Origin of the sequence: Paenibacillus allorhizoplanae (assembly GCF_927798215.1) — a bacterium.
Lineage (GTDB): Bacteria > Bacillota > Bacilli > Paenibacillales > NBRC-103111 > Paenibacillus_E > Paenibacillus_E allorhizoplanae.
In genome coordinates this window covers 227,888-251,827 of sequence record NZ_CAKMMW010000005.1, presented here as the reverse complement: position 1 = coordinate 251,827, position 23,940 = coordinate 227,888, and the positions used below count along the sequence as shown (strand labels likewise).

The following is a 23,940-nucleotide window of genomic DNA, read 5'->3' as shown; positions in this document are numbered from 1 at the left end:
TTTACTGATTAAGTTTCACTAATCGTTGAATGATAACAGCAGCTTGCGCACGGGTTGCCTGCGCCAGTGGCATGAATTTGCCATCGCTGCCCTCAATAATGCCTGCGCTTTGCATCAACGCAATCGCATCTGCCGCGTATCCTGCAATATCTGTCGCATCTGCAAATGCAGTGTACCCTGATACGTCAAATGTCCCTGCTTGCGCATAGCTAGCTGCATTCACGCCATCCCATGTAACGCCAAGCTGAGCTGTCGTTCCATCGGTATAGAAAGCCGTTACCGTTGCAGGCAATACTGGCGCTATGCCAGCCACCGTTGTCACATTCACCGGTGTAATGGAAGTAATGACATTCGCCTGAGTTACAACGACATCATAATAATTGAACACCTTCGCATTCACCGTACTCATGGCCTTCAATCGGGCCGTTCCTGGATTTACGCCTGTCACTAGTACATCTAATCCATTCGCGACAATGGAAATTACTTTATTTCTGCCATTGGTTGCACGTTGACTCTCTACGAACCATTTGACATAATCGCCTGACGCATAGAAAGCGTGCAAACCTGTAATGGCTGCGTGTAAGGTCACTGCTTGATTAACATCAAGGGATGCTTCACCAGTGATTGCAATACCTGGAGTTTGCCCCGACACTTCCGATACAGGTGTCATAATAAACCGATCGGTATTAATCACTTTGTTCGATCCACCTTGGAACTCGAACCGCAATGTTTTCTCTCCAGCCGTTTCAAAAGTAACATCGCCTAACGTAAAGAATCCAATTTTCTCAGCGGCAAGCACTTGCCCATTTTCCATTCTCTGATCCCACACAGGACCTGTTTTTACACCATCCACATACCACTGTCCAATACCTCTGTTAGCATTCACTTTCGCTGCTACTTGAATCCGGTAGACACCAGCTTTCGTCACATTAAGTTTGAAATCAATGTAACTGCCCGCTGTTGTAGCCGTAGATGCGAAATTCAAGCCCTGCGGGGACGCATTCGGTGTACTTCCACTACTAACGACAGACTGTGTTCCACCACTTACCGTCGTTTTTCCCGCAATGCTCACATCCGCAGCCACATTATCCAAGTCTTCACCATACTCTGTCGTCGCTGTAGTCCAGCCATTGTCTACGACATGAAGCAGTTCATTCGTACGATCATTCCTGCGTAGGCCAAATATCAACCTCAGTCGTATATTTCACCATATAGTCCGGATTTTCATCAACAACTTCATTCAACACATGGTTCGTCAAGACATTTTTGCGATACACATTATCCGTCGGATGTGAATACGTCGTTACATCTGAATTCGGCCAGAATTCGGTTAAGTCAACCATTTGATGTGATAAATGATAATTATCAATCAAGTAGCTAATCTTCTCTTTCTTCGCTGCTATCACGGCAGGGTCGGCCAAATCGTTCCCGCGATTATGATAACCACCGGTCATGGAATACCACATACCAAGCAGCAATCCTTTATTTTGAAAATAATCCGCAAGCCCCTTCATATCGTTCGTAATCGATGGAAGTGCTTCGACACCATCTCTTGATGTGCCCGTATCATTCGCATTGTTCCAACCATCGTCAAACATAAACATATCGAAGCCCGCAGCATTGATTTTCGGTACGGCTACATACGATTTGGTCGAACTGGAGGCTTTATTTTGCACCACACCACTTGTTCCGTAGGTTAAATAAAAGCTAATTAAATAAGAAGCACCCCGTACCGTAAACTCATTGAGTGTTCCTGTCGCATTTACCTTAGCTATAGCTTCAAATGTGAACGCGCCTGAAGCTGGTGCGACTGGCTGCTTTAAAAGATACGTAGATTTATCAGACGCATCCATAATGGTTACATTCCCCGTATTTTGCGTAACCGATCCTGTGAAACCCGTTGTTTTCTGCTCTGTCCAGCCAGTACTCGTGAAACTACTCAAATTATCATTGAGCAAATCCCATGGGCCGCTAGCGGCATACGACGGTTGAGGCAAGACCCCTACAAGTAGGCTAAACATCATCATCACGCAGATCACACTAGATATACTTCTTTTTATCAATGCCTACACACTCCTAACATCTTTTATTAAGCGCTTTCTTTAGCCTAGATAGAACATACCATCCCTGACATCACCTAGATAGAACGCTCACTTGATAAAACCTATCTTGAATTAACCTCTTTCTATCGGCAGTCAATTATTGATAGGAATACGAACGAGTTGTGATATATGGGTAGGATGCAAGTGGAATAAGTGTTAAATCAAGGGTTTGTTGAACGCAAAAAACAAGCACCGCTATTCGCTCGGTACTTGCTCTCATGTCTGCTATTATTCGAATTTGAAACTCGTTCTAATTTCACTAATTTGGTCCACCATTGCATGAAATTCGGCTGTTAGCTTCTCGTCATTGGGATTATACTCTACATCTCCTGGGGGGAATAAGAGAAACACATGGTCCGCATCTTCGCCTAACTTGTATACTTGACCAATTCCCTTCGTGGTAGCACCAGTTGCAAGCCAATCTCCCTTTGACCATATGGAAATGCTAAAGATCACACCACCGAACGCTTTATTCGCCTGATTGATAAACAGGAAATTGTTACGTTCAGATTCTTCATCTTTCTGCTCAACGACCTCGTATTTCTCCTCCCAGCTAGACGGGATTGCGAGTGTGAAACGATAGCTTGAATTTCTGTATAACATAGTAGGAGCGTCAATCATTATCCGGTGATTGATTGCACCAATATGAAGGTAAACCGCATCGTAATTCTTGAAATCTCCCTCTCCCTTGGTTACAAATGTTTGGGGATCTACTCCGAAATTATTTCCCGAAATAACAGCTTCTCCTATTTTCTGATTATCTTCATTGTAAAAGGACAATCCCGCTCCGACCATGTTAAGACTGTTTCCTACGCCTTCGAATTCCAATTGACCTGTCACTTTGGTTTGATTGCCTGCTTTGGTTAGGATTAAATTTCCCACAGAGATCTTAGCGTAATCTGGATCTTTGATGTCTAACGGTTTATTTTTAACGACAATTTTTTGAGATTCTGCATCATAATCAATCGTCGCTCCCAAATTTTCAGCTACAAAGCGAATGGGTACATAAGCATGCCCATCTACATTCAGAATCTGATAGTCACTATCCATCTTAACTTGACTGCCATTGATCTCAAAGCTAGCTGGAAACAATAACGCTTGAATCGTGTCAGAAGCGATAGCTACAGATGAGCCTGCAAGCAGCAGGCCACAACCCAGACCTAACATATATTTCTTCATGGTTGACTCCTCCCAAACGCATCTATTCCATATTTTAACAATGATAACTCATTAGACGCACCATCTTCGAAATTGTTTCAAAATAAAAAAGCCGAGCCTCTTACGCTCGACTTTTTCTCGCTTATTCAAGTTGATTGATGACTGCCGTCCACTTATCACTTTCCCAGGCCACTTGCGCGCCAAGTGCTTCGGTAGCAAATCGTAGGGGTACATACGTAGAACCTTCTGCGGAAATAAAAGGCGCATTCGAAAGTGCCTGCCATGTTCCGTTAACTAGCGCTTGTTTCTTCCCAATGGGCAAAACAATTGTTTTTGATCCTTTCACAATCGTAACTTCTTGACGGGTTCCCTCCCAAATCACTTTGGCTCCCATCGCTTCAAATACGCCACGAAGCGGGATGAACGTACTTTCGCCAATGATTTTGGCTTTAGGAGAAACGTCGACGTAGGTGCCATTGATACGAATACCAACATCATTCGACGTAAATTTCTTTGGCTGGTCCGTTTTGACCGGATTCCCTTTGTGTTCTGTAGAAGGTGCAGCTGGGTTTTCAACCGTTGTAAAAGACCATGAGTTATTCTCAACAGTTACCGTATACGTTTCTCCATAAGCAAGCTCATATTTCGGAATGATATGCCAAGCGTTCGTATCGCCGAGCTCTTGCTTTAATTTGTAAATCTCAACAGGTTCATCTTGACTATTCGTCAGCGAGGCAGTCACGTCCGTCTTATCTTGAGCTACCCCTGCGTATGTAATAAAATAACCTGATTTCTCTAAATCGAATTGTTCCAATGGATTCGGTATCTCAAAACCATAAAATCCAATCGGTACACCCGTCTGTCCATCGTAAGGATAAACGCCCGTTCCTGTGTGAGTGAACCACTTCTTAGCAGGATTTAGAACAAGCGCATGCTTGTTATACCCTACGCCTAGTAACGACATGTCCGGAAGAATCAAACTCGATCTATGAAGCGGAGCATCCAGCAAAGACTGCACGCCATTCTCTGGCGAATCGGTCGTAAACGAAACATCCTCAAATACTCCGAATTTATCTGTATCAAAACCTGTCGCGGCTGCCCGATCCCAGGGAAGTTTGCCAGAAAACCCTTGCTTACTTGGTGTTTCTGTATGTCCGTTCTCCTGATTCATGAGGAGATAATTCGCATGCTTGCCAGCTGCAGTTGTAAGCGAAGGATCTAATTCCATCAGTGGAATGCCCATATGTGCTCTGACGTCATTTAAATAATCTAAGGCAGCGCTTTGATCGTCGTTGCCTGCTGCTAGTGCACTGAGATTCCCGATTACCAGGGATACCCCAGTAAGAACAGTTGCTAACTTGACACTCTTTTTCAACCAGTTTTTCATTGTACCTCCGTAACACACGGTTTGATTTCCACGAATCATCCCTTTTCGACAAAATCCCTCCTAATTCCTGCAAAAGAAGATGAAAAAGACAGATCACACGTGCGAATCTGTCTTCTCACTAAGATTATTTTGGCTATCTTACCTCTAAAGATGCCGGGGACTCTCGAGATAGTCGATTATTTCGACTATCTCAGCCATAAATAAGGGCTAAGCTTCGCTTACCCCAAAACCCAAAACATATAAATTCTGGCGCTTATAAAAAGGCCACCGAGATCAGACTCGGCAGCCCTATAAATTTATTATTCAATTTTGGAATAGAGATTTGTATTGCCCTAAGAAATGCACCTACCAACCCATCCGTTCTTTCAGTGATGCGATCTGAGCAATGTGATGTCGGTCATGCCAAACAAAACGTTGCAGTGCCGTTTCCAGACTAAGTACACCAAGGACTGGACTAGTAAAAGTCTTCTTGTAATCCGCAGGATCTAATGAGCGGAGCACAGCTACAAATCGAATATGTATGGATTCCAATAGTTGAATCGAAACTTCAATAGGTACCTGATAATCACTCAGCTCTGCCCATAAATCTTCCCGATATGAGCTTGCAACGGGGCTATCCTCCGTCAGGGCTCGCTTAAAACGCAGAAAAGCATTCATATCATTGTCCGCCATATGGTGAACGACTTGTTGAACCGTCCAACCGCCTGGACGATATGGCGTTAAACGTTGTTCCTGGTTGAGGTTTAAGACAGTCATCCGCAAAAGATCAGCTGTCTCCGCAATGTCAGACACCCATTTATCCCGATTCGCTTGTGTTGGCTGCTCGATCCGCTCGAATCTCCCAATCGGGTATCGCAGTTGTTCCATAACGTCTGCCTTCCTCTCTTAGTCCAATCTAACCGCTTTATCCGGATCTCTTAAATAATCAAACATGCTTTTCACCTGAGCAATCGTATTCCGTTCTGCTGATAATTCGGGAAGTTCACTTTCACCGAAAAAGCGCACCTCACTCGTTTCCACGCCGACCAACGCTTCTCCGCCAACTATTTGGCAAAGAATAAACATTTTATAGATGTGATAGGGCTCTGGTGGATGGTCATGAAACTTTTTATCTAGAACAGCAAGCAATCTAACAGGCACTACATCAAAGCCTGCCTCTTCTTTAATCTCTTTCACAGCAACTTCCGAAGGTGAGTAGCCAATATCGGCCCAACCCCCAGGGAGCGCCCAAGCGCCATCTGCTTTTTCCTTCACAAGTAGTATTTTATCCTCTTCAAAAACAACGCCTCGAATATCCACCTTCGGCGTTGCGTACCCGCTTTCATTGGCAAAGCTAAGGTTAATTGTATCCTTGCCTACCAAAGTGTACGTATCCAGAATATCAACACTTATTTCCCGGAGCGCCTGGAAACGTTCTAGATCGTAGACATCCTTCGAATACGTTAAACCGATTTGGGCAATCGCTTGAATTTGTTTGGCCCAATCTAACCATTTCAGGCTTACATCACGTTCTGTCATCTCTTCACTCTCCTAGCTTTCTCCCGATATATAACAAATGCGAGGAAACCCCTAACACCGATGGATCACGCGCCAATCGAATGAGAAGTTCAATGAGCATGTCCTTTTCTCCTCGATCCGTCCAATATTGCTTCTGCTCTTGCGATAACAAAGCCCCAAGATTGGAAGATCCAATCAGATCTAATGTCTCAAATCCTTGGCTTTCCATAAATGGTTTGATGTCTTCCACATTGAAATAATAAGCCCCCGTGAAACGACCAGCATCTGTATGATTAAAAATACCTTCTTCTATAAAATGCTCAATAGCAGCCATATTGTCATTTGGCTTCCAAGCATTGGGGAAGAGCAACGAAGTTAGCAGCATCCGCGTCCGACTTTGAAAAGCGACAAACACGATGCCATCGTTCTTGGTCACACGATACAATTCCCTTGCAGCAGCGACGCGATCCTCTTCTACTTGCAAATGATAAAGTGGTCCCAACATCAACGAAGCATCAAAGGTTTCATCTGATATCCCCTCTAAACTCGTGGCGTTCAACACATGAAAGCCACTAAACTTGTCTGATAACCCCAACTCACTTGCTTTCTCTTTCGCTAGCTCGACAAGATTAGGTGTAAGGTCGGTAAGCGTCACGTGATAGTCGAGTTTCGCTAATTCCATTGCGTATTTGCCTGGCCCAGCCCCGTTATCTAGGACATGACCACCGCGAGGGAGATACTTCTTCATGTAGTGCCAATTTACTGTAAACTCAATAGGCTCGCGATCTAGTCTTCCCCATTCATCAAACTTGGCATAGTAATCGATCACATTCTTCATTCGTATTTCCCTCCCTTATTGAAATGCCAAAAAACCCATCGCCTACAAAGAGGCGACAGGTTAAACCTTCGCGGTACCACTCTTCTTGATTCGTAACATAAATCGTTACAAATCCTCGAGACCCGATCACGGTGGTTAACCGTTAAGATCTACGAAACACTTCGATCTTACCGCTCAAGGGTGAGTTGGGGAAGCTATTGGCTGTCTTCCACCGAAGCGACAGCTCTCTGGACAATAGGTGTTCCTTACTAGTCCCAATCATTGCGTTTGGATATGTATGGAGTTGGATGTGATGTAAGTTTATATTCCCAATTACTTCCTGTCAATGGATTCTTTTTTCGACATTTTATCCACTTGAAATTACTGGTAAATGGAACTATAATGACCACAGTCATTTATTTGCGAGGTGATATTTGTGCTTAGAGAAGTCCGCAAACAAGAGCTCAAGCAGCAACTATTTTTAAAAGCGATTGAGCTGTTCCAGGAGAAAGGTTATGACAATGTGACCGTTGAAGAAATTGCCTCATCTTGTGGCATCGCGAAGGGAACCTTCTTCAATTATTTCCCCAAAAAGGAGCATATCCTTCTTCATCTCGGTCAATCACAAATTCAATTTATGAGCGAGATTGTCCAGAAACATCAAGTCCCTAATCTTAGAGAACGTCTTCGACTGATCTTCAATGATCTGCTCTCCACCTATGCACAACATTCAGATTTGTTAAAGCTTACGTTATCTGAAACGATGAAGTCCGCCTTGCTCATGAAAGAAGAATCACCTAATATCCTCATTTTTCAACAGACCTTGTGTCAGGTCATTAACGAGGCTAAGGACTTACATGCGTTTCAAACACGTTGGGAATCTCTTGGGCGATGATTCAATCTCAAGGTGAAGATCTCACTGTTATGTTTCACAAGCAAATGGATGTTATTTGGGAGGGGATTGAACAATGAGCTCACTTCTTGTTTATGTATCAGCCACGTTCCTGGTGTTCATCAGCTTGGTCCATGTGTATTGGGTATTCGGTGGAAGATGGGGCAGCCGCGCGGCTCTGCCGCAGACCAAAGATGGCGCTTCTTTATTTCTACCTCGTATGCCTGAGACACTAGCAGTTGCCGTATTGATGTTGGGTGTATGTGCCGTATTGGTTGCCCAGTCTGAAACGGTGTCCTTCCTACAAGCAAACTCGTTCACCAAGTGGGCATGTATCTTTTGTGGGAGTGTTTTCTTCCTAAGAGCGATCGGGGATTTCAACTATTTAGGTTTTTTCAAAAGAGTCAAACACACAGCTTTCTCCTACTATGACACGCGATTCTATAGTCCTCTCTGTCTCTTCTTGGCATTCTCATTTCTATTAACCGTTGTGTAGAAGTATGTAAAGCCACCTCTCATCTGATAGATGATTGGTGGCTTTACGTTTTGTAATCTGTTGACGCTACAGATGTTCTTTCAATTGACCGATGATTTCATCATACTCTTGCTCAGTCAATTGCTTGTTGTCAGCGGGATTCATTTCGAACATTTTGCCCCACGTGTAGCCATCCTTATATTTCGGTACAATATGAAAATGTACATGTGGCATCGTATCGCCAAAGGCCCCATAATTAATTTTGTCCGGAGAAAAAGCACGTTCCACGGCAGCTGCAGCCTGCGCTACATCACGCATGTATGCATCCTGATTCTCTTGAGACAAGTGAAAGAATTCGGTGTGATGCTCGTTCAAAGCAACAATACAGCGCCCTTTATACGTTTGTTCTCTAAATAAGTACAACGTCGATACACGCAATTGCCCAATTTCAATCATTAAGTTCGCTAACGCCTCGTTCTTGCTGCAATAATTACATACGGGGGTCATGGTGGAAGTCTCCTATTCTAGTAAAAAGTTAATGGATAACATTACTAGTATCATAGCATAATTCACATCGGAGCAGATACAATTCCTATTAGGAACAGTACGGCTCCGCCAGCTTCTTAACGCGCTCTATACCCTCCCACATGTCACCAGGGCCATCAAAAACAAGTGTAAGCGGCCCTTCATAACTTGCCTGTTTGGCGATGTTTAAGCAGCGAATAAACTCCGCCTCATCAGGATCTCCCTCGGTATTCGTTTGCGCTTTGGCATGGATGGATTCACTAAGTGGAATCGTTTGAACTAACTCATCGTATTTCTGCTCACCTTTGAAATTCCCGAAATCGGAGGTAAATCCAATAACATCTCCACATCCTTCCAAAATCGCAAGACAATTGTCGCCTGTTGAGGATAGAGATTTGAAATTCTCTGTCACGACGCGTACGCCATGATCCTTCCCATACTGTCCTAATTCACGGAGGGCTTCGATCGATCGTGCCAAGGCATCCATGTCCGATGGATCCGCTTCCCCTGCAATTATACGTACTCTTTCTGCTCCTGCCAGGGCAGCGACATCTATCCAACCTTTGATCCACGTGATATCGGATTGTCTACGAACCTCATCTGGACTAGAGATATCCCCATATTCAAGTAATAATGTATAGAAACGAAGCCCCGCATCTGTAAACGCCTGCTTCAAATCAAGCAGATATGCATCATTCGTCTCTGGGAAATGAAAATGACAAACTTCCAGCGAGCTGAACCCCTTTTCCGCCAGTACGGCTGGTAATTCGAGCAAAGAAAGCAGCTCTGGTTGATCTTGAACATCCGTGAATTGCGTTCGCGTGGTATCCTGCCAGCGAGTCCAACGCAAAGGACCTAAATTTCGATGTAAACTCCAACTCGTTAGTGATAGAAATGGCATAGCTTCCATCCTTTCATTCCTCATTTTGACATATCTTATCAAAGTCGTCCCTGAATCGCCATATTCGAAAACGCAACTAGATGTCTTATTGTGCTATTTTTCATGAGAAAAAGCAGGCCGCCGCAGCGCCTGCTCTCTCCCAATTACTTTATGCGATCCAAAAGCTCAGCTAACCGCTCATACGAATCCTGCATCCCTTGCTCCATGCCTGAATGCAGCATGCCGTCTCGATCAGCGACCGATTGGAACACGGATTCCATCACTAGCTTGGTCTTTCCGCCTTCGAGTTCTTCGAATTTAGCCGTTTCGAGGATAACATGTCCCTTCTCCGGAAGTCCTTCAAACTCGAACGTTTGAATAATCCGTTCCGGCGCAGTAACTTCATGGTACACGCCACGAAACGCATATTCATTTCCTTGGCTATCCAGATGTATATAGCGCCAGTTGCCACCGCTTCTCGGCTCAAAAGTGTCCAATTTCATCGTTAGCGTCCGGGGGCCAAGCCATTCCACGATCAGCGCCGCGTCCGTAAACGCTTTAAACACTAACTCTCGCGGCGCATTGAACACGCGTGTCATGCAGATCTGCTGACCTCCAGGCTCATAGGTAAGAATCGCTTCATTCTCGATCATAACCGTTCACTTTCCTTTCATTGAAGTACTATGTCACTATCATAATCGAATTCACCATCGAGTTCCAAACAGGCAACTTTTCACAAGGCGATTCGTCCAAAAGCTTTCCTTCCCATTATATCCCTAGTTCATTGTGCTTTCTTCGCGTAAATAGAACGACACCAATCACCACGACACACGCCATAGATAGCCATGAGCTGTATAGGAAAACTTGTCTCATCCCGTAGGCTGCGCTCATGAAACCACCTAAGAAGCTGCCAATAATACGAGCAGCCCCAAGGCTGAGCAAACCGTTGAGGGTTTGCCCGCTTGCCTTCCATTCCGCCGGTACTTCGCGGTTAATAATCGTGGCAATCGTAACGGATAGTACGATAAAGATAACGCCATGCAAGACTTGAACAGGTAATAACCAGTGCGCTACTTCAATCTGGGAGAATAAGAACCATCGTAAGGCTGATGCCAGAGCTGCAACGAGTAAAATGATGGAGATAGGAATTCGCTTGAAAATTTTTGCTGAAAATAACAGAAAAGGCAGCTCGCTCAAGGACGAAATCGTCATTGACCAGCCTAACAGTACACTATCCCCGCCCATTTGCTTGAAATAAATGGGGAAAAATGCATAATAATAGCCAAGCGTGATTTGGATAATAAAATTCATGCCTATATAAAACATGAGTTTGCCATTTTTGAACAGCTCACGGAATTTCCGCCCCATCACATTCGCTGGTCGCCCAGCGGCAGCTGGAAAGCGCCATAAACAAAGCAAAGCGGCAGCCATCGTACAAGCGTAAACCGGGAACATTGAATTGATGTAAGACTTGGCAACGAACCCGAAAAGGAGTGACATTATGGCGAAGCCTACGGTTCCTCCCAGCCGAATCAAGCCAAAGCTCCATGTTGGCTGCCGATCTAATTCCTCTAAGGTAATAGCATCACTTAGTGCAAATATAGAGGTCTGGAAAAAGGTGAAAATACAAATGATGACAAGAATAAAGAGAAATTGATGCGAGATCGGTAAGAATAGAATCGAAATACCGCTGCCGATAATTAATACTCGCAGGATGTAATTCTTTGATTTGGCACGGTCCCCTAAAGCCCCCCATACAGGTTGACCAATCATGGCAATCAAGGGTCCGAGACTAAGTAGGACTCCGATCTGCTCCTGAGAAAACTTCGCGTTATTAAGATACACCGGCATGAAAGTTCCATAAACCGCATTTCCCATATAAATAACGACATAAAATAATACAAATGCATTCAGTTTCGTGGCTGTTCCCTTCTTTCATCTGTGGTTGCTAAACGATGCCTACCCGCATGCGGTATCCGAATAATATCGATCGTTCTTCACCAGCGAATACTTTCCCCACAAGCTGGCGAAACGCTGCTGCCTCTGCCTCGAGCTCTTTCGCGCCTAACTTGATCGCGGATTGTAAGCTGCCCTGGCTTAATGCGAGGTTGGCATAGCGAGTTGCATCGCAAGACTCCCAATTATGAAACACAATTTCTCTGGCATAGCGGAATAAACCCGATGATTGGATTTGCTTCAAATGCTCGTCCTTGTTCCATTTGTGCGCTTGCTCGTGCTTCGGTGCCAGCTGGGCAGCCCGCTTATCACCGAGCGATGTTAGCTTCGTATATTGCTGTTCGATCTCCCAGTCAATAACAGGCGGCCAGTCACAATCATAAGCGGCGAATACGCCACCAGGGCGAAGGATACGTGCGAATTCACGCAAAGTGCTTTGTGGCTCCATCCAATGAAACGATTGAGAACATGTTACAACGTCTGTAGAATTAGAAGGCAGATCAAGTTCATGAGACAAACCTTTAACGAATTGAATAACCTCTGGCTTGTTCATATTCTCCCATTTGGCTAGTGCTACTGCACGCATGTCATCACTAGGCTCAACGCCGATGATCCGCTCTGCGTCATTCAACCATAGAAACGAAGATAACCCTGTGCCGCAGCCTACATCTACAACAGTTTGGGGTTTGTTTCCCAAATAAGCTGTCAAAATCTTGATCATTTCCTGCGGTGCAGTTGGCCGGCTTTCATCATACAACGTACCGAATCCGGTAAATCGCTGTACATTACTCGTGCGAATATGTTCAATCATCGTTTCCCTCCTCTGAGTGCTCACAAAAAAAGCTCAACCATAGGATGAGCTTCTACTCGACATATTTAACGTACATGAACGTGTAATCGTCCCTCTAAGTGAAGTATGCCTTTATCTTGGACAGCTTCCTTCGCGAGGACATTGATTCGTTTCAACCACTCTTCTGGCTTATAATTGTTAGTTGTTGCTTGGACTAATCGCTCTGCATGATCATAACAGGTGTCATAGCCACCTAATTTACGAATGACATCAACATATTCGACAACAAGCTTTCGAGCACCTTGCGAGGTGTAACCGAAATTCTGAACAAGAGCATCAACGATTCCGCGTTCATACAGATTCAGCCGAACTTGTGTTTTCATAGTAGATCCACCTGCCTCCCGTAAAAATGTTATAACCAACAAACCGAAGGGATGCTTCCCACTTCTCAGAGGAAAATACCACTTGATTGCCAAGACGCAACGCATCCAATTTCCGACCGCGTGTGGTGCGTAAAATTTGATCATAAAACCAATGTACATCTTTATTTAATTGTACTGCTTCTTCAATAATTCGTCCAGTATCACCATCCGCCATTGGGCCTATAATGATATCCGGATGTTTGTGACATGGGTCATCTTCTCCCTTATTCATAACACTGCGATGCGACATGACAAATTGAGCCCAAGCTAAGGAATCACTTAGAAAAATGAGCGGTTCCATCTTCGCAGGAATCGAGATTAGCTCTATTTCAAGCACACAGGCAAGCTCATGCCCCATAATCGATCGAGCAGCTGCCTTACGTGCCCAATTTCTCGCCTGCGCTGTTGAGATGGTTGTATAAAATCCTTCGCCGAAATCACGGCCAGGTCGCCAATACCTGCTATCCAATAATTTATCTTGGAAAAGGTTGACAAGATTATTCGTTGTTCCATGATATAAACGTTGTGGTGTTATTATATCCATTTCGCTTTCCTCTGAAACCCCTTTCCCTTCTAAATAGGCTAGTAAGCACCACGAATATGAGCGTGAACGTCAGTCGCATAGAAGCTCTTCAGACGAACTAGCTCTTCCGAAGTGAACGCTGGAACATCAAGGGTAGCTAGATTATCTTCAATCTGCTTGACGTTCTTAAAACCAGGGATAATACAAGTAATGTGCGGATTCTCCAAAATCCAACGCATCGCAGCACGTGCCATGTTCCCACGACCTTCACCGATCCAAGCCAACTCCTGAGCGAGATCTACGCCTTTCGTGAACGGCAGTCCTGCAAACGTCTCACCTACGTTAAATTGGTCGCCATTTGCATTGAAATTCCGGTGATCATCCGCTGCAAATGTGCTAGAAGTCGTGAATTTTCCTGTTAGTAAGCCGCTAGCCAGCGGAAGACGAACCAGGATGCCTACCCCAGCAGCATTTGCTTGCGGGAAAAGGATGTCAGCAGGCTTTTGACGAAACAAGTTAAAAATCACTTGCAGCGCTTTGACACCAGGAACAGTGAGACAGAACAAACCTTCCTCCACCGTCTCAACGCTCACCCCATAGTGACGAATTTTACCCTCAGCTTTCAATTTCTCAAGCACCTCAAAGACCGAACCATCCTTTAAGATCGCAAGCGGTGGACAGTGAATTTGATACAGGTCAATTCGCTCTCGATTTAACCGTTTCAAGCTGTTTTCCGCAAATTGGCGAACCGCTTGCTCGGAGTAAGTCGCAAGGTCATGAATATCACCCGAACGGCAAAACTTCGTGGCAATGTGGACCTCATCTTCTTTCCCTTTCGTCGCTTTCGCAAGGAGCTCTTCAGCATGACCCGAGCCATATACATCTGCTGTATCAAAAAAGTTCACACCTGCCTCCATAGCACGGTGTAAGCCTCGAATAGACTCTTCGTCATTCGCTTCACCCCAGCCTCCACCAATAGCCCAAGTACCGAAGCTAACCTCACTAATTCGAAGTTCTGTATCACCAAGTTGACGGTATTTCATCATTCCCACTCCTTCTATGTAGATCTCATAAACCTACTTCCAATGATTTCATCTATCACCATTTCGCCATAGGATAAGAGGAAACCTCCCTCTTTATGCAAAAAAAAGGAGTCCGCTTATGACGGAACCCCCTGAGTCGATCGTGAAATGAGAGACTAACGCTTGCGTTTATTGTAACCCTTCTCTTCGTACGGCTCCAGCTTTTCGAGCCATAACTCAAGCAATGCATCAACTTCAGCTCGATAGTTTTTCAACTCCGCGGCATCCAAAATGATTTCATCTCGAGGCTCGATGCGATCTAATACCTCAAACACGAACGATTGGCCACCGAACGTCGCCCAGTCTTTCTGAAGTTCATTGAACGTATTGGTATTCATCTGCTTGCAAAATTCGAGCCGATTCTTCATGCCATCGAGATCCATACTGCCGTTTACAAGTATTTTATCGTTCTGGATATTTCGAATTTGATAAACACCCATGGCACGAAACGTTTGTTTATAATGGGTCGCAAGCTCCTTCTTCTTCTGTTTGTCTAACATGGTAATTAATACCCCATCTCTTTTAAAATCCTGGAAAGCGTACTTAAACGTTCTCCAATCAACTCTCCGTCATCACTTAACGCTTGACTGAAAAGCTTGATATCTTCATTAATTTTCTCATTATCGGTACATACACCTACGGTCATCGCATCCCCTTGCAGGCCGATTCTGTCGATTACTGGATTCTCGGCATCATACCCGTTCTCATACCGATAAGCGTCCTCTTGGAAATGCAGCTTCGTACGACACACGAGGATCGCTAGATCCAACACACGGTGTAAAGGCAGCTCTTCGGATTGGCGTGACCATTTCTCGCCTGTATAGCGCCATACTTTAGCCGAGATATCAACCTTTCCTCTGTCGTTCCACTGAGCTAGACCTAAGGAAAGACCTTGTGTGTCCGTGTTTTGCGTATATCTACCGTCAATATTGGCATAGTTCTCAGCTACGATAACAGGTTTATGTTTGAGTGTTGTTGGGATTTTCATTGTAATTCCTCCATGTTTGAAATAAATTATATATTTAGTAATTTACTAATTTACTAAATATAGATCCGATGAATGAAGTATACCGCAGCTTCTTTTTCAAGTCAATGGATGCCTGTATGAAGCGGTATGACAGATCCTAGGAGATCTGAGCCAAAAAAACACAGAACCACCCCAACAGGGAAGCACTGTGTTTTATTTCTGCCTATCCGCTATGCGCTACCGCTGTATCCGTTTCGTGGGCTCAGCAAGCTCGCATGCCTCTGGCAGCATGTTGCCGGACGTCATTTTCGAATCAATCACATCTATGATCATTTGTAAGGAATTAATCTGGTGTTGGATTTTCTCCCTATGCTGCTGCAGCTTGACTTGCAGATCTGGATGCTCAGTCAAATCGGACTCATAAGTCAAACCTAGAAACGGCTTCATTTCGTCCAATGACATCCCTGTCTTCTTCAGACAAGTGATTAGTTGCATGACTTGGAGATCTTCCGGATGATAAATACGATGACGGTTCTTCTTCCGATCCGCCTGAGGTAACAGTCCAATTTTTTCATAGTATCGAATCGTATCTTCGGATAAAGCGGATTGCTCCGCTGCTTCTTTAATTGAAAATCCTGCCGCCTCACTCATGAATCTCCAACTCCCTTTAGTTACATTGATTTCATTATAAAACTTGGAGTTAACTCGAAGTCAATACATAATCATTTAATCCATATAGGGTTGACTTGAAGTCGACTCCAAGTTGTATAGTCAAATCCATACAAACATACATGCTTTTGAATATGGAGGGAGTAAACATGAATACGAATTTATCAGGTAAAATCGTCCTCATTACAGGCGCCAGCAGCGGGATAGGGTTGGCTTTAACTCACCAGTTGCTGCTAGAAGGTGCACAGATCATAGCGCTGATTCGCACAGGATTCCCTGAAGACGATACAGCGATTCAAGCAGCAATAGGAACGCGACAGTTGCGTGTCTATCAAGCGGATTTAAGTGATTTTACAAGCTTAAAGGTAGCGCTAGAGCAAATTAAAAACAATGAAACGAAAATTGATCTCCTTTACAACAATGCAGGTGGCAGCTTCCCCGAACTCATGTTATCAAAGCAAGGTCGAGAACTGCATTATGAACTACAAACCGTCGTACCCTATATCATCACGATGGAGTTAATGGCGCTTTTGAAGAAGGGTACGCTGAAACGAGTCGTGCATACCTCCACTAACGCGTTCAAAACGATGAAGCGTTTTGACCCTGAAACATTAGATCACCCCGCGCAATTTAAAATGCTGTTCGGCCCCTACGCGGCGTCTAAACTCGCGCTATCCTTATGGACGCAAGAACTTGCTCCCCATCTCGCCCTAGAAGGGATTAAGATGATCACTGTTGACCCTGGCGGCAATAATACAATGCGCAAAGGCAAACAATCGGGGATTCCTTTCTATCTCAAGCCGATCATCCGTTTATTTTTTCCACATCCTAGCAAAGGGGCCTCACTGCTCTATCAAGGTGCCCTAGGTGACCATATACCTGGTGCTTACCTGACGAAAAACAAGCTTGTCGAGCTGAAATTCGTCCAGCATGCACCAAGGGTGCTTGAGAAAGTTCGTGCCATTTACGAGTATATGTATAAAGAAGTTGGGAAATAATGAGTAGACGCGAACGGCGTTGTCTATACAGAAAAACTCCTGCAATCGTGCTTGACTAGCACTTTTGCAGGAGTTTTTCCTACTTTACTATAAGTCCTGACGTAGTCGAATCATATCGCGACACTGAATACCATTTTCAAAAATAGGTTCCTTATAATGCCTAGTAAAGAAATCGAGATCCACGCCATAAATACGAAATCCGCATTTCTGATAGAGACTCAACTGTTGGACACCAGAATTGCCTGTGCCGATCTCTATCGTCTTATAATTTAACGTTCTTGCCGTTTCCACCGCATGTTTCACGAGTTCCTTGCCATAGCCACGGCCTTGTTTCTTCGTAATCACCGCGATATTCACCAGTTCAATCGTCTTCGGTCTCGTTGGAAGCAGCAAATAAGCACCGATAATTTCATGGTTTTCTTCCAAGACGTAGCACTTGCTTTGGTACACATACGACTCGACCATCGCAAGCTCTGGGTCAGCCAATAGAAATAAGTGAATCGGATATTCTTCCGTTAGCTGTAATTCTCGAATATGCAACATGCTGTATGCCTCCATCCAAGTGTGATGGGTTTCAGAAATGAAACTTTGCTTTAATCATCGCTGCGACATCCTCTGGACTTACCCCTGCATTGTTGATACGCATGTAATTTTCTCTAGTGATTTCACCATCTAGCGAGTTTAAACGATTCTTTTCCAAGCTTTCAAGTAAATTCTGTTCCGATTGTGCTACATTTCGTTTGGTAGGCTTATGCGCGAGTCGATGAGGGGTTTTATTCCGTTCCATTCTCTCTTCCATAGGTGCTTCAAGTTCAACGAAATAAATCTCACCACCTTTGGCTTCGAAAATCGAGCAAACTTTCTGCACGAAATCCCAATCGGCTTGCTTATCAAAAGCCCACACATACGTGAAAATCAATCCATACAACTCACTATTTGCGACAGCCTCAAAAATCTCACAACGAAACAAATCAACTAACCGCCAAGTTTCTTGCGAAAACCCGAAATAGGGATGGAGGAGATCAATCGTCATATGATTGTGAACGAGCTTCAATGCAGTAGTTTCTTCAAGTGCGTGGCCGACTGTCATTTTACCAACAGCTTGCGGGCCGAAAATGAGTACAAATTTCATCGCAGCACCTCACTATCGTTCATCCCTTACTCCTATTTTATCATGCCTAATGGCCCTTTATTTGTATAAAATAAGTAAATTCAATCTTTCCGAATTAGGCAAGCTGCCCTCAGCTAATAGAAAAACGGCCGCCCCGAGGCAGCCGCAACTTAATTATACGTAATTTTGAGGCCCAATTCTGCGGCACGCACCAGAGCTGCGTCAGAGAATTTCGGCTTTTTGTATTTAACTTCGAATTCTTCCTTCGTCAGTGGTGTCCAATTGAAATCTCGATTCTGGTACACCCACGTTTTCGTACCCCAATCCACATGAATGGTACGACTCGCGACCTTTTTCACAACACCAATTTCAAGAATGACACCTGTCTTACCAAAAAACTTCGCACAGTACTTCCCGACCATTTCACTCACTCGAAACATCCTCATTTCCATTAGTCAAATCACGCAGAATGCCAATTGCGATTTCAAAAGTATCCTCATCTGACTGAAATTCATCCAGAAAGGATTTTCTGAAAATTGATTGGATCTCTTGTCCCAACCCGGCAACACTTATCTCTTCCATATGCTTAATTATATAAATGGTAACGCTGCGAGCCTCACCATCGTATTCATCGTCTTGACTTCCATCTTCTAGTAATTGAATCGGATCCCACTGATCCAGATGATACTTCACAACGCCAATAATCGGCGAAGGATCAAACGGTAAGGATGCTAAGTACTTATTCTCTTTCCTGATTTCCTTCTTTATACTCCAGAGCATATAATTCATCTTGGTCTCTTGCGATACAGCACGAAATTCCACAGCGTTTGCCTCCTTAGTTGGACACCAGCTTTATCTGCTGATTCCGTTCAAACAGATCAATCCGCTGCAGTGTCGCCCCTAGCAGTTTATCATGTTAGCTGAAGGATGCCAACTTTATATATTTAATCACATAAATCTTTAACGGCATTAACTATAGACAATCTCGTTTCAGCCAATCTATTTCTATTGTCATTTCGATCTTCCGGCTCCAACCAACCAAAGCCATCCCCTTCATATCTCGGGAACATATGAACATGCACATGGCCTAAATCATTGAATGTACCGCCATTTTGGAGGATCGTAACGCCATCTGGTTGATAGCGTGTGTTAATTACGCGTGACATCTTCATCACGGCTTTCAACATGGCTGTTGATGTCTCTTCATCCATTTGCTCCAATTCAACCACATGACGCTTAGGAAGCAATAGAACATGTCCTTCATTTAACGGAGCGATATCTAAGAGACAGGTCAACCACTCACTCTCGTATACTACATGAGCTTGAGCTTGTCCGTTCGCTAGCTGGCAGCCTAAACACGTACCTTCCATCTTACACTTCCATCCTTTCAGAGCACCGTTTAGTGTTATTCACTTCTTATCAATTCCATCCATCCCTTTAAATTACCTGCTGAAACAAAAAACAGCCCCTCCTCAGAGTGACTGCAAAGCTAACCGCTCAAGTTGAATACGTATAAAATCCTTGCCCAGACTTACGTCCAAGTCGCCCCGCCTTCACATATTTCCTGAGGAGCGGACAGGGGCGATATTTGGAATCCTTAAACCCTTCGTTGAGAATTTCCATGATCGATAAACACGTGTCCAACCCAATGAAATCAGCGAGCTCCAGCGGTCCCATCGGATGGTTCATCCCGAGCTTCATCACCGTATCTACAGCCTCAACCGTTGCTACACCTTCATATACCGTAAAAATGGCTTCATTAATCATCGGCATGAGAATACGATTTGAAACGAATCCTGGAAAATCCTGCACCTCAACAGGTGTTTTACCAAGTTCCTTACTAAGCTGAAAGATAGCATCGAATACATTCTGGGACGTTTCGAGTCCTCGAATAATTTCTATCAGCGGCATCACGGGAACCGGGTTCATGAAATGCATCCCGATAACTTGCGAAGGGCGTGTTGTCGCAGCAGCAATCTCAGTAATCGGCAGCGATGACGTATTCGTTGCCATAATCACCTGAGGCGGGCAGATCCCATCTAACTTCTGAAAAAGTGCTGTTTTCCAAGCCATATTCTCAGATATGGCCTCAATCACCAGATCCACTTGTGCAGCCTCTTCCATGTCTCCCGTCGGTTGAATGCGGCTAAGAATGCTTACTTTCGCCTCCTCCGTTAACCTCCCTTTCGCAACATTCCGATCTAATTGGTTGCTAATGACCAACATGCCCTTATCGATCAAAGGCATAGATAGATCATGCCAAAGTACCTTGCGGTCTGCAGAGGCAGCCACTTGCGCAATGCCGCTTCCCATCTGCCCAGCCCCAATTACCATGATGGTTTGTATAGACATCGTTCATCGCTCCTACAGCTTCATTGAACCGAACTATCATTACCTAATTGAAACCTCGACTATTCCACACGAAGTAAGATCGCATCACCTTGCGCCGTACCGCTGCAGATCGCTGCAATCCCATAGCCACCGCCAATTCTGCGAAGCTCATGGATCAATGTGAGAATGATCCGTGTTCCGCTCGCGCCAATAGGATGGCCGAGTGCAATGGCACTGCCATTAATGTTAACGCGCTGTGAATTCCACCCTAGCATACGCTCGCATGTGAGCACGACAGCGGCAAAAGCCTCATTCACCTCGAATCGATCAATTTGATCTAGCGTCACACCCGTTTGCTGCAGCAGTTTCCGAATGGCCAGCGCAGGTGTCGTCGCGATATAAGGCGCTCGCTCGCCTACACTGGTATGGCCTAGTATCGTAGCGAGTGGAATTACACCCTGTTCAAGAGCAGCTTCTCTCGCCATAACGACCAAAGCTGCTGCACCATCATTCACACCTGGTGCATTTCCGGCCGTAATGCTTCCTTGCTTATCGAATACAGGGACCAATCCGGCTAGCTTAGCTAAACTCGTATCCGCACGCGGTCCTTCATCTCGATTCACAACATTTGCTCCAACTTGGACAGGTACGATTTCCTCTGCACAGAAACCATTGGACATCGCCTGCAAAGCTAATTGATGACTGCGTAAAGCCCACTCGTCCTGCTCCTGACGTCCAATCTTGTATTCAGCAGCAATGCGACTGCCATGAAGCACCATATGCACGCGTTCGAATGGACATGTCAGACCATCATGAATCATCAGATCGATCAGTCGCTGTTCGCCCATCCGTGCGCCCCAACGCGCATGCGTCGCCAAATATGGCGCGTTGCTCATGCTTTCCATGCCGCCTGCCACAAGTGCCGATGCATCTCCTGCGCGGATGATTTGGTCGGCCATGGTCACACTGCGCAGCCCTGAAGCACACACTTTGTTGATTGTCTCTGACGTCACACTCCACGCCAGTCCCGCCCTGCGAGCCGCTTGACGCGAAGGAATTTGTCCTGCCCCCCCTTGCAGTACCATGCCCATCATGACTTCTTCGATCAATGAAGGATCCAGAGACGCGCGTCGTATGGCTTCCTTGATGACGATTCCCCCCAGCTCGACAGCTGGGACATCCTTCAACGCACCGCCAAACTTACCAAACGGGGTTCTCGCACCGCCAACAATGACGCTTTCTCGCATACACCTCGCCCTCCAGTCCACGCTCACGTCCTCTTAACTAAACGTGCAATCGCTCTCCGCTGCTCATCCATTGTTGCTTCAACCATTTGGAGCATTTTCGCATCGCGCATATACCGTTCAACGGGGAAAGCTTTCGTATATCCATAGCCACCGTGGATTTGAACAGCTTCAATCGCAACGGTCATCGCCGTATCCCCAGCAAATAGATTGGCATACCCAGCTCCAACCCCACACTGGCTCTCACGCCATGCGGCTTGATACGTGAGCAGTCTCGTAGCTTCAATTTGCGTAGCCATATTCGCTAGCTTGAATGCGATAGCTTGCTGCTGCGCAATCGGCTTACCGAATTGCTTACGCGTCTTCGCATAGGCAATTGACACATCCATCGCTGCTTGCGCGAGCCCTACCGCCAGTGCAGCGATGCCGCTGCGTGCAGATTCCAGCGACTGCAACGCAATCCGATGGCCGTCCCCTTCCTCGCCAAGCCGATTCGCCAATGGAATTCGGCAATCAACCAGTTCAATAGATAGGCTAGGTGAGCCACGTAGTCCGAGTTTTCTTTCCTTTTTACTTAAAATGAACCCCGGTGTGCCTTTCTCAATGATAAATGCACTACTCTCGTGTGACGTAGAATCATTTCCCGTCAATGCAAAAACCACATAGACATCCGCTTCCCCTGCATTTGAAACGAAGAACTTCGTGCCCTGCAGCACGTAGTCGTCCCCATCACGCAACGCTTTTGTGTGCAGAACAACGCCAGATGCCCCCGCTGTTTGCGCATGTTCAGACCAAGCATAAGCCCCTAGCTTTTGCCCATTTCCCATCGGACCCAGAAACAACTTCTTCTGTTCCACTGAGCCAAACATTGAGATTGCCGCACACGCCAACCCGCTATGCACGAAAAGCGTATACCCTGTCGATGCGCAAGCACGAGCTAACTCCTCCAAAACCAAGCAATTCGTCAAAGCATTAGAGCCAAGTCCGCCATATAACTCAGGTACGAGAATCCCAGTTAAACCAAGCTCCCCCATCGTTTCGAATAGTTGACGATCAAACCGTTCTTCTTCATCTCGAAGCGCCGCAGTCGGCGCAACCTCCTCTGATGCAAAATCGCGCACCATCGTGCGAATCATTTTCAATTCCTCTGAAAGGCTATAATCCATGTGGAGCCCTCCCTCAAGCCGCTTGCACTTCTAGCTCTTTTCCTCCCATGTTGATCGTGCAATAGAACCATCCAAGGCCTCATAATCTTCATAGCGAATCGCTTTATATAACTCGCTGCGTGTTTGCATGTTAGCTAGCAAGCCCATCTGTGTCCCTTGCTGACGAATCTCCTCAAATACCCGCTCATACGCTTTAGCAGCAACACGTAACGACGTAACCGGATAGAGAACCATACGGAAGCCCCAACTTTCAAATTGTGCTGCCGTAAAGTATGGCGTACGTCCAAATTCGGTCATATTGGCCAAAAGAGGTCCATCTACTTCCTTTCGAAAATACTGAAAGTCCTCCTCACTCTCAAGTGCTTCTGGAAAAATAGCATCCGCTCCAGCGTCGAGATAGTGCTTCGCACGGTTGATGGCTTCCGCCATGCCTTCTACTCCTTTCGCGTCTGTCCGTGCAACAATATAAAGCGTCGGGCTGACGGCTTTGAGTGTGCGGATTTTTTGACACATTTCCTCAGTGGAAATGAGTTTTTTACCGCTCAGGTGTCCACATTTCTTCGGCATCTCTTGATCTTCAATTTGTACAGCGGCAACTTTCGCCTCCACCATTTCCTTTGCGGTCCGCGCGACATTCAGGATGCCGCCATATCCCGTATCGATATCGACCAATAACGGAAGTCCCGATGCACGAACGAGCTCCCTGGCTCGCTCTGCAACTTCGTTGGAATAAATAAGTCCCAAATCAGGCAATCCTCGACTGGCCGTATAAGCGGCACCTGATAAATAAAGAGCCTGAAACCCTGCTTGCTTGGCGATTCTAGCTGCCATGCCATCGTGAGTGCCAACGATTTGGACAATAGGACCCGCTTCAACGAAACGACGCCACCCCGCAGCTAACTGTTCTTGACTCGGCTCCTCCTCAATCAACCATGACATAGTAACCTC

30 protein-coding genes and 1 other annotated feature are annotated in these 23,940 nt (G+C 45.4%); of the genes, 3 read left to right on the top strand and 27 right to left on the bottom strand.

Going from position 1 to position 23,940, the window contains the following annotated elements; all coding sequences use genetic code 11:
* Window position 1: 1 nt before the first annotated feature.
* From L6I86_RS11975 to L6I86_RS11945, 7 genes are all read right to left on the bottom strand, one after another.
* Window positions 2–1,189 (bottom strand): Ig-like domain-containing protein, encoded by a 1,188-nt coding sequence (locus tag L6I86_RS11975; RefSeq protein ID WP_236287330.1) that lies wholly within the window; start codon window positions 1,187–1,189, stop codon window positions 2–4.
* On the bottom strand, window positions 1,164–2,063 hold the full coding sequence (locus tag L6I86_RS11970; RefSeq protein WP_236287328.1) for an alpha-amylase family protein: 900 nt from the start codon (window positions 2,061–2,063) through the stop codon (window positions 1,164–1,166). The genes L6I86_RS11975 and L6I86_RS11970 overlap by 26 nt, the downstream gene beginning before the upstream one ends.
* A gap of 267 nt (window positions 2,064–2,330) precedes the next feature.
* Complete coding sequence (locus tag L6I86_RS11965; RefSeq protein ID WP_236287326.1) at window positions 2,331–3,281, bottom strand: copper amine oxidase N-terminal domain-containing protein; 951 nt, start codon at window positions 3,279–3,281, stop codon at window positions 2,331–2,333.
* 121 nt (window positions 3,282–3,402) lie between these two features.
* Window positions 3,403–4,647 (bottom strand): stalk domain-containing protein, encoded by a 1,245-nt coding sequence (locus L6I86_RS11960; protein WP_236287324.1) that lies wholly within the window; start codon window positions 4,645–4,647, stop codon window positions 3,403–3,405.
* A 345-nt stretch (window positions 4,648–4,992) separates the two neighbouring features.
* On the bottom strand, window positions 4,993–5,514 hold the full coding sequence (locus L6I86_RS11955) for a YfiT family bacillithiol transferase (RefSeq protein ID WP_236287321.1): 522 nt from the start codon (window positions 5,512–5,514) through the stop codon (window positions 4,993–4,995).
* 18 nt (window positions 5,515–5,532) lie between these two features.
* A complete protein-coding gene (locus tag L6I86_RS11950) occupies window positions 5,533–6,165 on the bottom strand; it encodes an NUDIX hydrolase (RefSeq protein ID WP_236287319.1) in 633 nt (210 codons plus the stop codon).
* Window positions 6,166–6,169: 4 nt separating this feature from the next.
* Window positions 6,170–6,982 (bottom strand): class I SAM-dependent methyltransferase, encoded by an 813-nt coding sequence (locus tag L6I86_RS11945; RefSeq protein WP_236287317.1) that lies wholly within the window; start codon window positions 6,980–6,982, stop codon window positions 6,170–6,172.
* A 45-nt stretch (window positions 6,983–7,027) separates the two neighbouring features.
* Window positions 7,028–7,253: a binding site (T-box leader), on the bottom strand.
* A 144-nt stretch (window positions 7,254–7,397) separates the two neighbouring features.
* On the opposite strand from L6I86_RS11945, the gene L6I86_RS11940 reads away from it, so the two are divergent.
* Both L6I86_RS11940 and L6I86_RS11935 read left to right on the top strand, forming a co-directional pair.
* The gene (locus L6I86_RS11940) at window positions 7,398–7,856 is read left to right on the top strand and encodes a TetR/AcrR family transcriptional regulator (protein ID WP_236287315.1); all 459 of its coding nucleotides are present in this window, start codon (window positions 7,398–7,400) and stop codon (window positions 7,854–7,856) included.
* Window positions 7,857–7,929: 73 nt separating this feature from the next.
* Window positions 7,930–8,349, top strand: coding sequence for a DUF3995 domain-containing protein (locus L6I86_RS11935; RefSeq protein WP_236287313.1), 420 nt, complete (start codon window positions 7,930–7,932; stop codon window positions 8,347–8,349).
* 66 nt (window positions 8,350–8,415) lie between these two features.
* Here the strand turns inward: L6I86_RS11935 and L6I86_RS11930 are convergent, their stop codons facing one another.
* From L6I86_RS11930 to L6I86_RS11880, 11 genes are all read right to left on the bottom strand, one after another.
* Window positions 8,416–8,835 carry an HIT family protein gene (locus L6I86_RS11930; protein ID WP_236287311.1) on the bottom strand — a complete coding sequence of 140 codons (420 nt, stop codon included), beginning with the start codon at window positions 8,833–8,835 and terminating at the stop codon, window positions 8,416–8,418.
* A gap of 88 nt (window positions 8,836–8,923) precedes the next feature.
* Window positions 8,924–9,754, bottom strand: a complete 831-nt coding sequence (locus tag L6I86_RS11925) for a sugar phosphate isomerase/epimerase family protein (protein WP_236287309.1) — start codon at window positions 9,752–9,754, stop codon at window positions 8,924–8,926.
* A gap of 143 nt (window positions 9,755–9,897) precedes the next feature.
* Window positions 9,898–10,386, bottom strand: a complete 489-nt coding sequence (locus L6I86_RS11920) for an SRPBCC family protein (protein ID WP_236287307.1) — start codon at window positions 10,384–10,386, stop codon at window positions 9,898–9,900.
* Window positions 10,387–10,501: 115 nt separating this feature from the next.
* Window positions 10,502–11,647 carry an MFS transporter gene (locus L6I86_RS11915; protein WP_276574845.1) on the bottom strand — a complete coding sequence of 382 codons (1,146 nt, stop codon included), beginning with the start codon at window positions 11,645–11,647 and terminating at the stop codon, window positions 10,502–10,504.
* 34 nt (window positions 11,648–11,681) lie between these two features.
* The gene (locus L6I86_RS11910; protein WP_236287302.1) at window positions 11,682–12,500 is read right to left on the bottom strand and encodes a class I SAM-dependent methyltransferase; all 819 of its coding nucleotides are present in this window, start codon (window positions 12,498–12,500) and stop codon (window positions 11,682–11,684) included.
* Between the two features lie 65 nt (window positions 12,501–12,565).
* On the bottom strand, window positions 12,566–12,862 hold the full coding sequence (locus L6I86_RS11905) for a hypothetical protein (RefSeq protein WP_236287301.1): 297 nt from the start codon (window positions 12,860–12,862) through the stop codon (window positions 12,566–12,568).
* On the bottom strand, window positions 12,831–13,445 hold the full coding sequence (locus L6I86_RS11900) for a DUF3990 domain-containing protein (protein WP_236287299.1): 615 nt from the start codon (window positions 13,443–13,445) through the stop codon (window positions 12,831–12,833). Before L6I86_RS11900 ends, L6I86_RS11905 begins: the two co-directional genes overlap by 32 nt.
* Before the next feature lie 38 nt (window positions 13,446–13,483).
* Complete coding sequence (locus L6I86_RS11895; protein ID WP_236287297.1) at window positions 13,484–14,467, bottom strand: aldo/keto reductase; 984 nt, start codon at window positions 14,465–14,467, stop codon at window positions 13,484–13,486.
* A 155-nt stretch (window positions 14,468–14,622) separates the two neighbouring features.
* Window positions 14,623–15,006 carry a GIY-YIG nuclease family protein gene (locus tag L6I86_RS11890; RefSeq protein ID WP_236287295.1) on the bottom strand — a complete coding sequence of 128 codons (384 nt, stop codon included), beginning with the start codon at window positions 15,004–15,006 and terminating at the stop codon, window positions 14,623–14,625.
* Window positions 15,007–15,011: 5 nt separating this feature from the next.
* Complete coding sequence (locus L6I86_RS11885; protein ID WP_173108208.1) at window positions 15,012–15,494, bottom strand: DUF6530 family protein; 483 nt, start codon at window positions 15,492–15,494, stop codon at window positions 15,012–15,014.
* Window positions 15,495–15,710: 216 nt separating this feature from the next.
* On the bottom strand, window positions 15,711–16,124 hold the full coding sequence (locus L6I86_RS11880; protein WP_236287293.1) for a MerR family transcriptional regulator: 414 nt from the start codon (window positions 16,122–16,124) through the stop codon (window positions 15,711–15,713).
* A gap of 167 nt (window positions 16,125–16,291) precedes the next feature.
* On the opposite strand from L6I86_RS11880, the gene L6I86_RS11875 reads away from it, so the two are divergent.
* Entirely contained in the window at window positions 16,292–17,140 is an 849-nt protein-coding gene (locus L6I86_RS11875) for an SDR family NAD(P)-dependent oxidoreductase (RefSeq protein WP_236287291.1), read from the top strand.
* Between the two features lie 87 nt (window positions 17,141–17,227).
* On the opposite strand, the gene L6I86_RS11870 is transcribed toward L6I86_RS11875, so the two are convergent.
* The 9 genes from L6I86_RS11870 to prpB form a co-directional block, all read right to left on the bottom strand.
* Complete coding sequence (locus L6I86_RS11870) at window positions 17,228–17,680, bottom strand: GNAT family N-acetyltransferase (RefSeq protein ID WP_236287415.1); 453 nt, start codon at window positions 17,678–17,680, stop codon at window positions 17,228–17,230.
* A 34-nt stretch (window positions 17,681–17,714) separates the two neighbouring features.
* Entirely contained in the window at window positions 17,715–18,272 is a 558-nt protein-coding gene (locus L6I86_RS11865) for a DEAD/DEAH box helicase family protein (protein ID WP_236287289.1), read from the bottom strand.
* Between the two features lie 149 nt (window positions 18,273–18,421).
* Complete coding sequence (locus L6I86_RS11860) at window positions 18,422–18,682, bottom strand: hypothetical protein (RefSeq protein WP_056625290.1); 261 nt, start codon at window positions 18,680–18,682, stop codon at window positions 18,422–18,424.
* Window positions 18,675–19,073 carry a DUF1871 family protein gene (locus L6I86_RS11855; protein ID WP_236287287.1) on the bottom strand — a complete coding sequence of 133 codons (399 nt, stop codon included), beginning with the start codon at window positions 19,071–19,073 and terminating at the stop codon, window positions 18,675–18,677. Before L6I86_RS11855 ends, L6I86_RS11860 begins: the two co-directional genes overlap by 8 nt.
* Before the next feature lie 122 nt (window positions 19,074–19,195).
* Window positions 19,196–19,621, bottom strand: a complete 426-nt coding sequence (locus L6I86_RS11850; protein ID WP_236287285.1) for an HIT family protein — start codon at window positions 19,619–19,621, stop codon at window positions 19,196–19,198.
* Window positions 19,622–19,748: 127 nt separating this feature from the next.
* Window positions 19,749–20,603, bottom strand: coding sequence for a 3-hydroxybutyryl-CoA dehydrogenase (locus L6I86_RS11845; RefSeq protein ID WP_236287283.1), 855 nt, complete (start codon window positions 20,601–20,603; stop codon window positions 19,749–19,751).
* Window positions 20,604–20,662: 59 nt separating this feature from the next.
* Window positions 20,663–21,829, bottom strand: coding sequence for an acetyl-CoA C-acetyltransferase (locus L6I86_RS11840; RefSeq protein WP_236287281.1), 1,167 nt, complete (start codon window positions 21,827–21,829; stop codon window positions 20,663–20,665).
* A 23-nt stretch (window positions 21,830–21,852) separates the two neighbouring features.
* Entirely contained in the window at window positions 21,853–22,992 is a 1,140-nt protein-coding gene (locus L6I86_RS11835) for an acyl-CoA dehydrogenase family protein (RefSeq protein WP_236287280.1), read from the bottom strand.
* 30 nt (window positions 22,993–23,022) lie between these two features.
* A complete protein-coding gene (prpB, locus tag L6I86_RS11830) occupies window positions 23,023–23,931 on the bottom strand; it encodes a methylisocitrate lyase (RefSeq protein ID WP_236287278.1) in 909 nt (302 codons plus the stop codon).
* Window positions 23,932–23,940 lie beyond the last annotated feature (9 nt).

What these genes read in the sequence shown, in the direction of transcription:
- L6I86_RS11965 (WP_236287326.1), bottom strand. Translation starts at nt 3,281, where the DNA reads ATGAAGAAATATATGTTAGGTCTGGGTTGTGGCCTGCTGCTTGCAGGC.
- L6I86_RS11960 (WP_236287324.1), bottom strand. Translation starts at nt 4,647, where the DNA reads ATGAAAAACTGGTTGAAAAAGAGTGTCAAGTTAGCAACTGTTCTTACT.
- L6I86_RS11955 (WP_236287321.1), bottom strand. Translation starts at nt 5,514, where the DNA reads ATGGAACAACTGCGATACCCGATTGGGAGATTCGAGCGGATCGAGCAG.
- L6I86_RS11950 (WP_236287319.1), bottom strand. Translation starts at nt 6,165, where the DNA reads ATGACAGAACGTGATGTAAGCCTGAAATGGTTAGATTGGGCCAAACAA.
- L6I86_RS11945 (WP_236287317.1), bottom strand. Translation starts at nt 6,982, where the DNA reads ATGAAGAATGTGATCGATTACTATGCCAAGTTTGATGAATGGGGAAGA.
- L6I86_RS11935 (WP_236287313.1), top strand. Translation starts at nt 7,930, where the DNA reads ATGAGCTCACTTCTTGTTTATGTATCAGCCACGTTCCTGGTGTTCATC.
- L6I86_RS11930 (WP_236287311.1), bottom strand. Translation starts at nt 8,835, where the DNA reads ATGACCCCCGTATGTAATTATTGCAGCAAGAACGAGGCGTTAGCGAAC.
- L6I86_RS11925 (WP_236287309.1), bottom strand. Translation starts at nt 9,754, where the DNA reads ATGCCATTTCTATCACTAACGAGTTGGAGTTTACATCGAAATTTAGGT.
- L6I86_RS11920 (WP_236287307.1), bottom strand. Translation starts at nt 10,386, where the DNA reads ATGATCGAGAATGAAGCGATTCTTACCTATGAGCCTGGAGGTCAGCAG.
- L6I86_RS11910 (WP_236287302.1), bottom strand. Translation starts at nt 12,500, where the DNA reads ATGATTGAACATATTCGCACGAGTAATGTACAGCGATTTACCGGATTC.
- L6I86_RS11905 (WP_236287301.1), bottom strand. Translation starts at nt 12,862, where the DNA reads ATGAAAACACAAGTTCGGCTGAATCTGTATGAACGCGGAATCGTTGAT.
- L6I86_RS11900 (WP_236287299.1), bottom strand. Translation starts at nt 13,445, where the DNA reads ATGGATATAATAACACCACAACGTTTATATCATGGAACAACGAATAAT.
- L6I86_RS11895 (WP_236287297.1), bottom strand. Translation starts at nt 14,467, where the DNA reads ATGAAATACCGTCAACTTGGTGATACAGAACTTCGAATTAGTGAGGTT.
- L6I86_RS11890 (WP_236287295.1), bottom strand. Translation starts at nt 15,006, where the DNA reads ATGTTAGACAAACAGAAGAAGAAGGAGCTTGCGACCCATTATAAACAA.
- L6I86_RS11885 (WP_173108208.1), bottom strand. Translation starts at nt 15,494, where the DNA reads ATGAAAATCCCAACAACACTCAAACATAAACCTGTTATCGTAGCTGAG.
- L6I86_RS11880 (WP_236287293.1), bottom strand. Translation starts at nt 16,124, where the DNA reads ATGAGTGAGGCGGCAGGATTTTCAATTAAAGAAGCAGCGGAGCAATCC.
- L6I86_RS11875 (WP_236287291.1), top strand. Translation starts at nt 16,292, where the DNA reads ATGAATACGAATTTATCAGGTAAAATCGTCCTCATTACAGGCGCCAGC.
- L6I86_RS11865 (WP_236287289.1), bottom strand. Translation starts at nt 18,272, where the DNA reads ATGAAATTTGTACTCATTTTCGGCCCGCAAGCTGTTGGTAAAATGACA.
- L6I86_RS11850 (WP_236287285.1), bottom strand. Translation starts at nt 19,621, where the DNA reads ATGGAAGGTACGTGTTTAGGCTGCCAGCTAGCGAACGGACAAGCTCAA.
- L6I86_RS11845 (WP_236287283.1), bottom strand. Translation starts at nt 20,603, where the DNA reads ATGTCTATACAAACCATCATGGTAATTGGGGCTGGGCAGATGGGAAGC.
- L6I86_RS11840 (WP_236287281.1), bottom strand. Translation starts at nt 21,829, where the DNA reads ATGCGAGAAAGCGTCATTGTTGGCGGTGCGAGAACCCCGTTTGGTAAG.
- L6I86_RS11835 (WP_236287280.1), bottom strand. Translation starts at nt 22,992, where the DNA reads ATGGATTATAGCCTTTCAGAGGAATTGAAAATGATTCGCACGATGGTG.
- prpB (WP_236287278.1), bottom strand. Translation starts at nt 23,931, where the DNA reads ATGTCATGGTTGATTGAGGAGGAGCCGAGTCAAGAACAGTTAGCTGCG.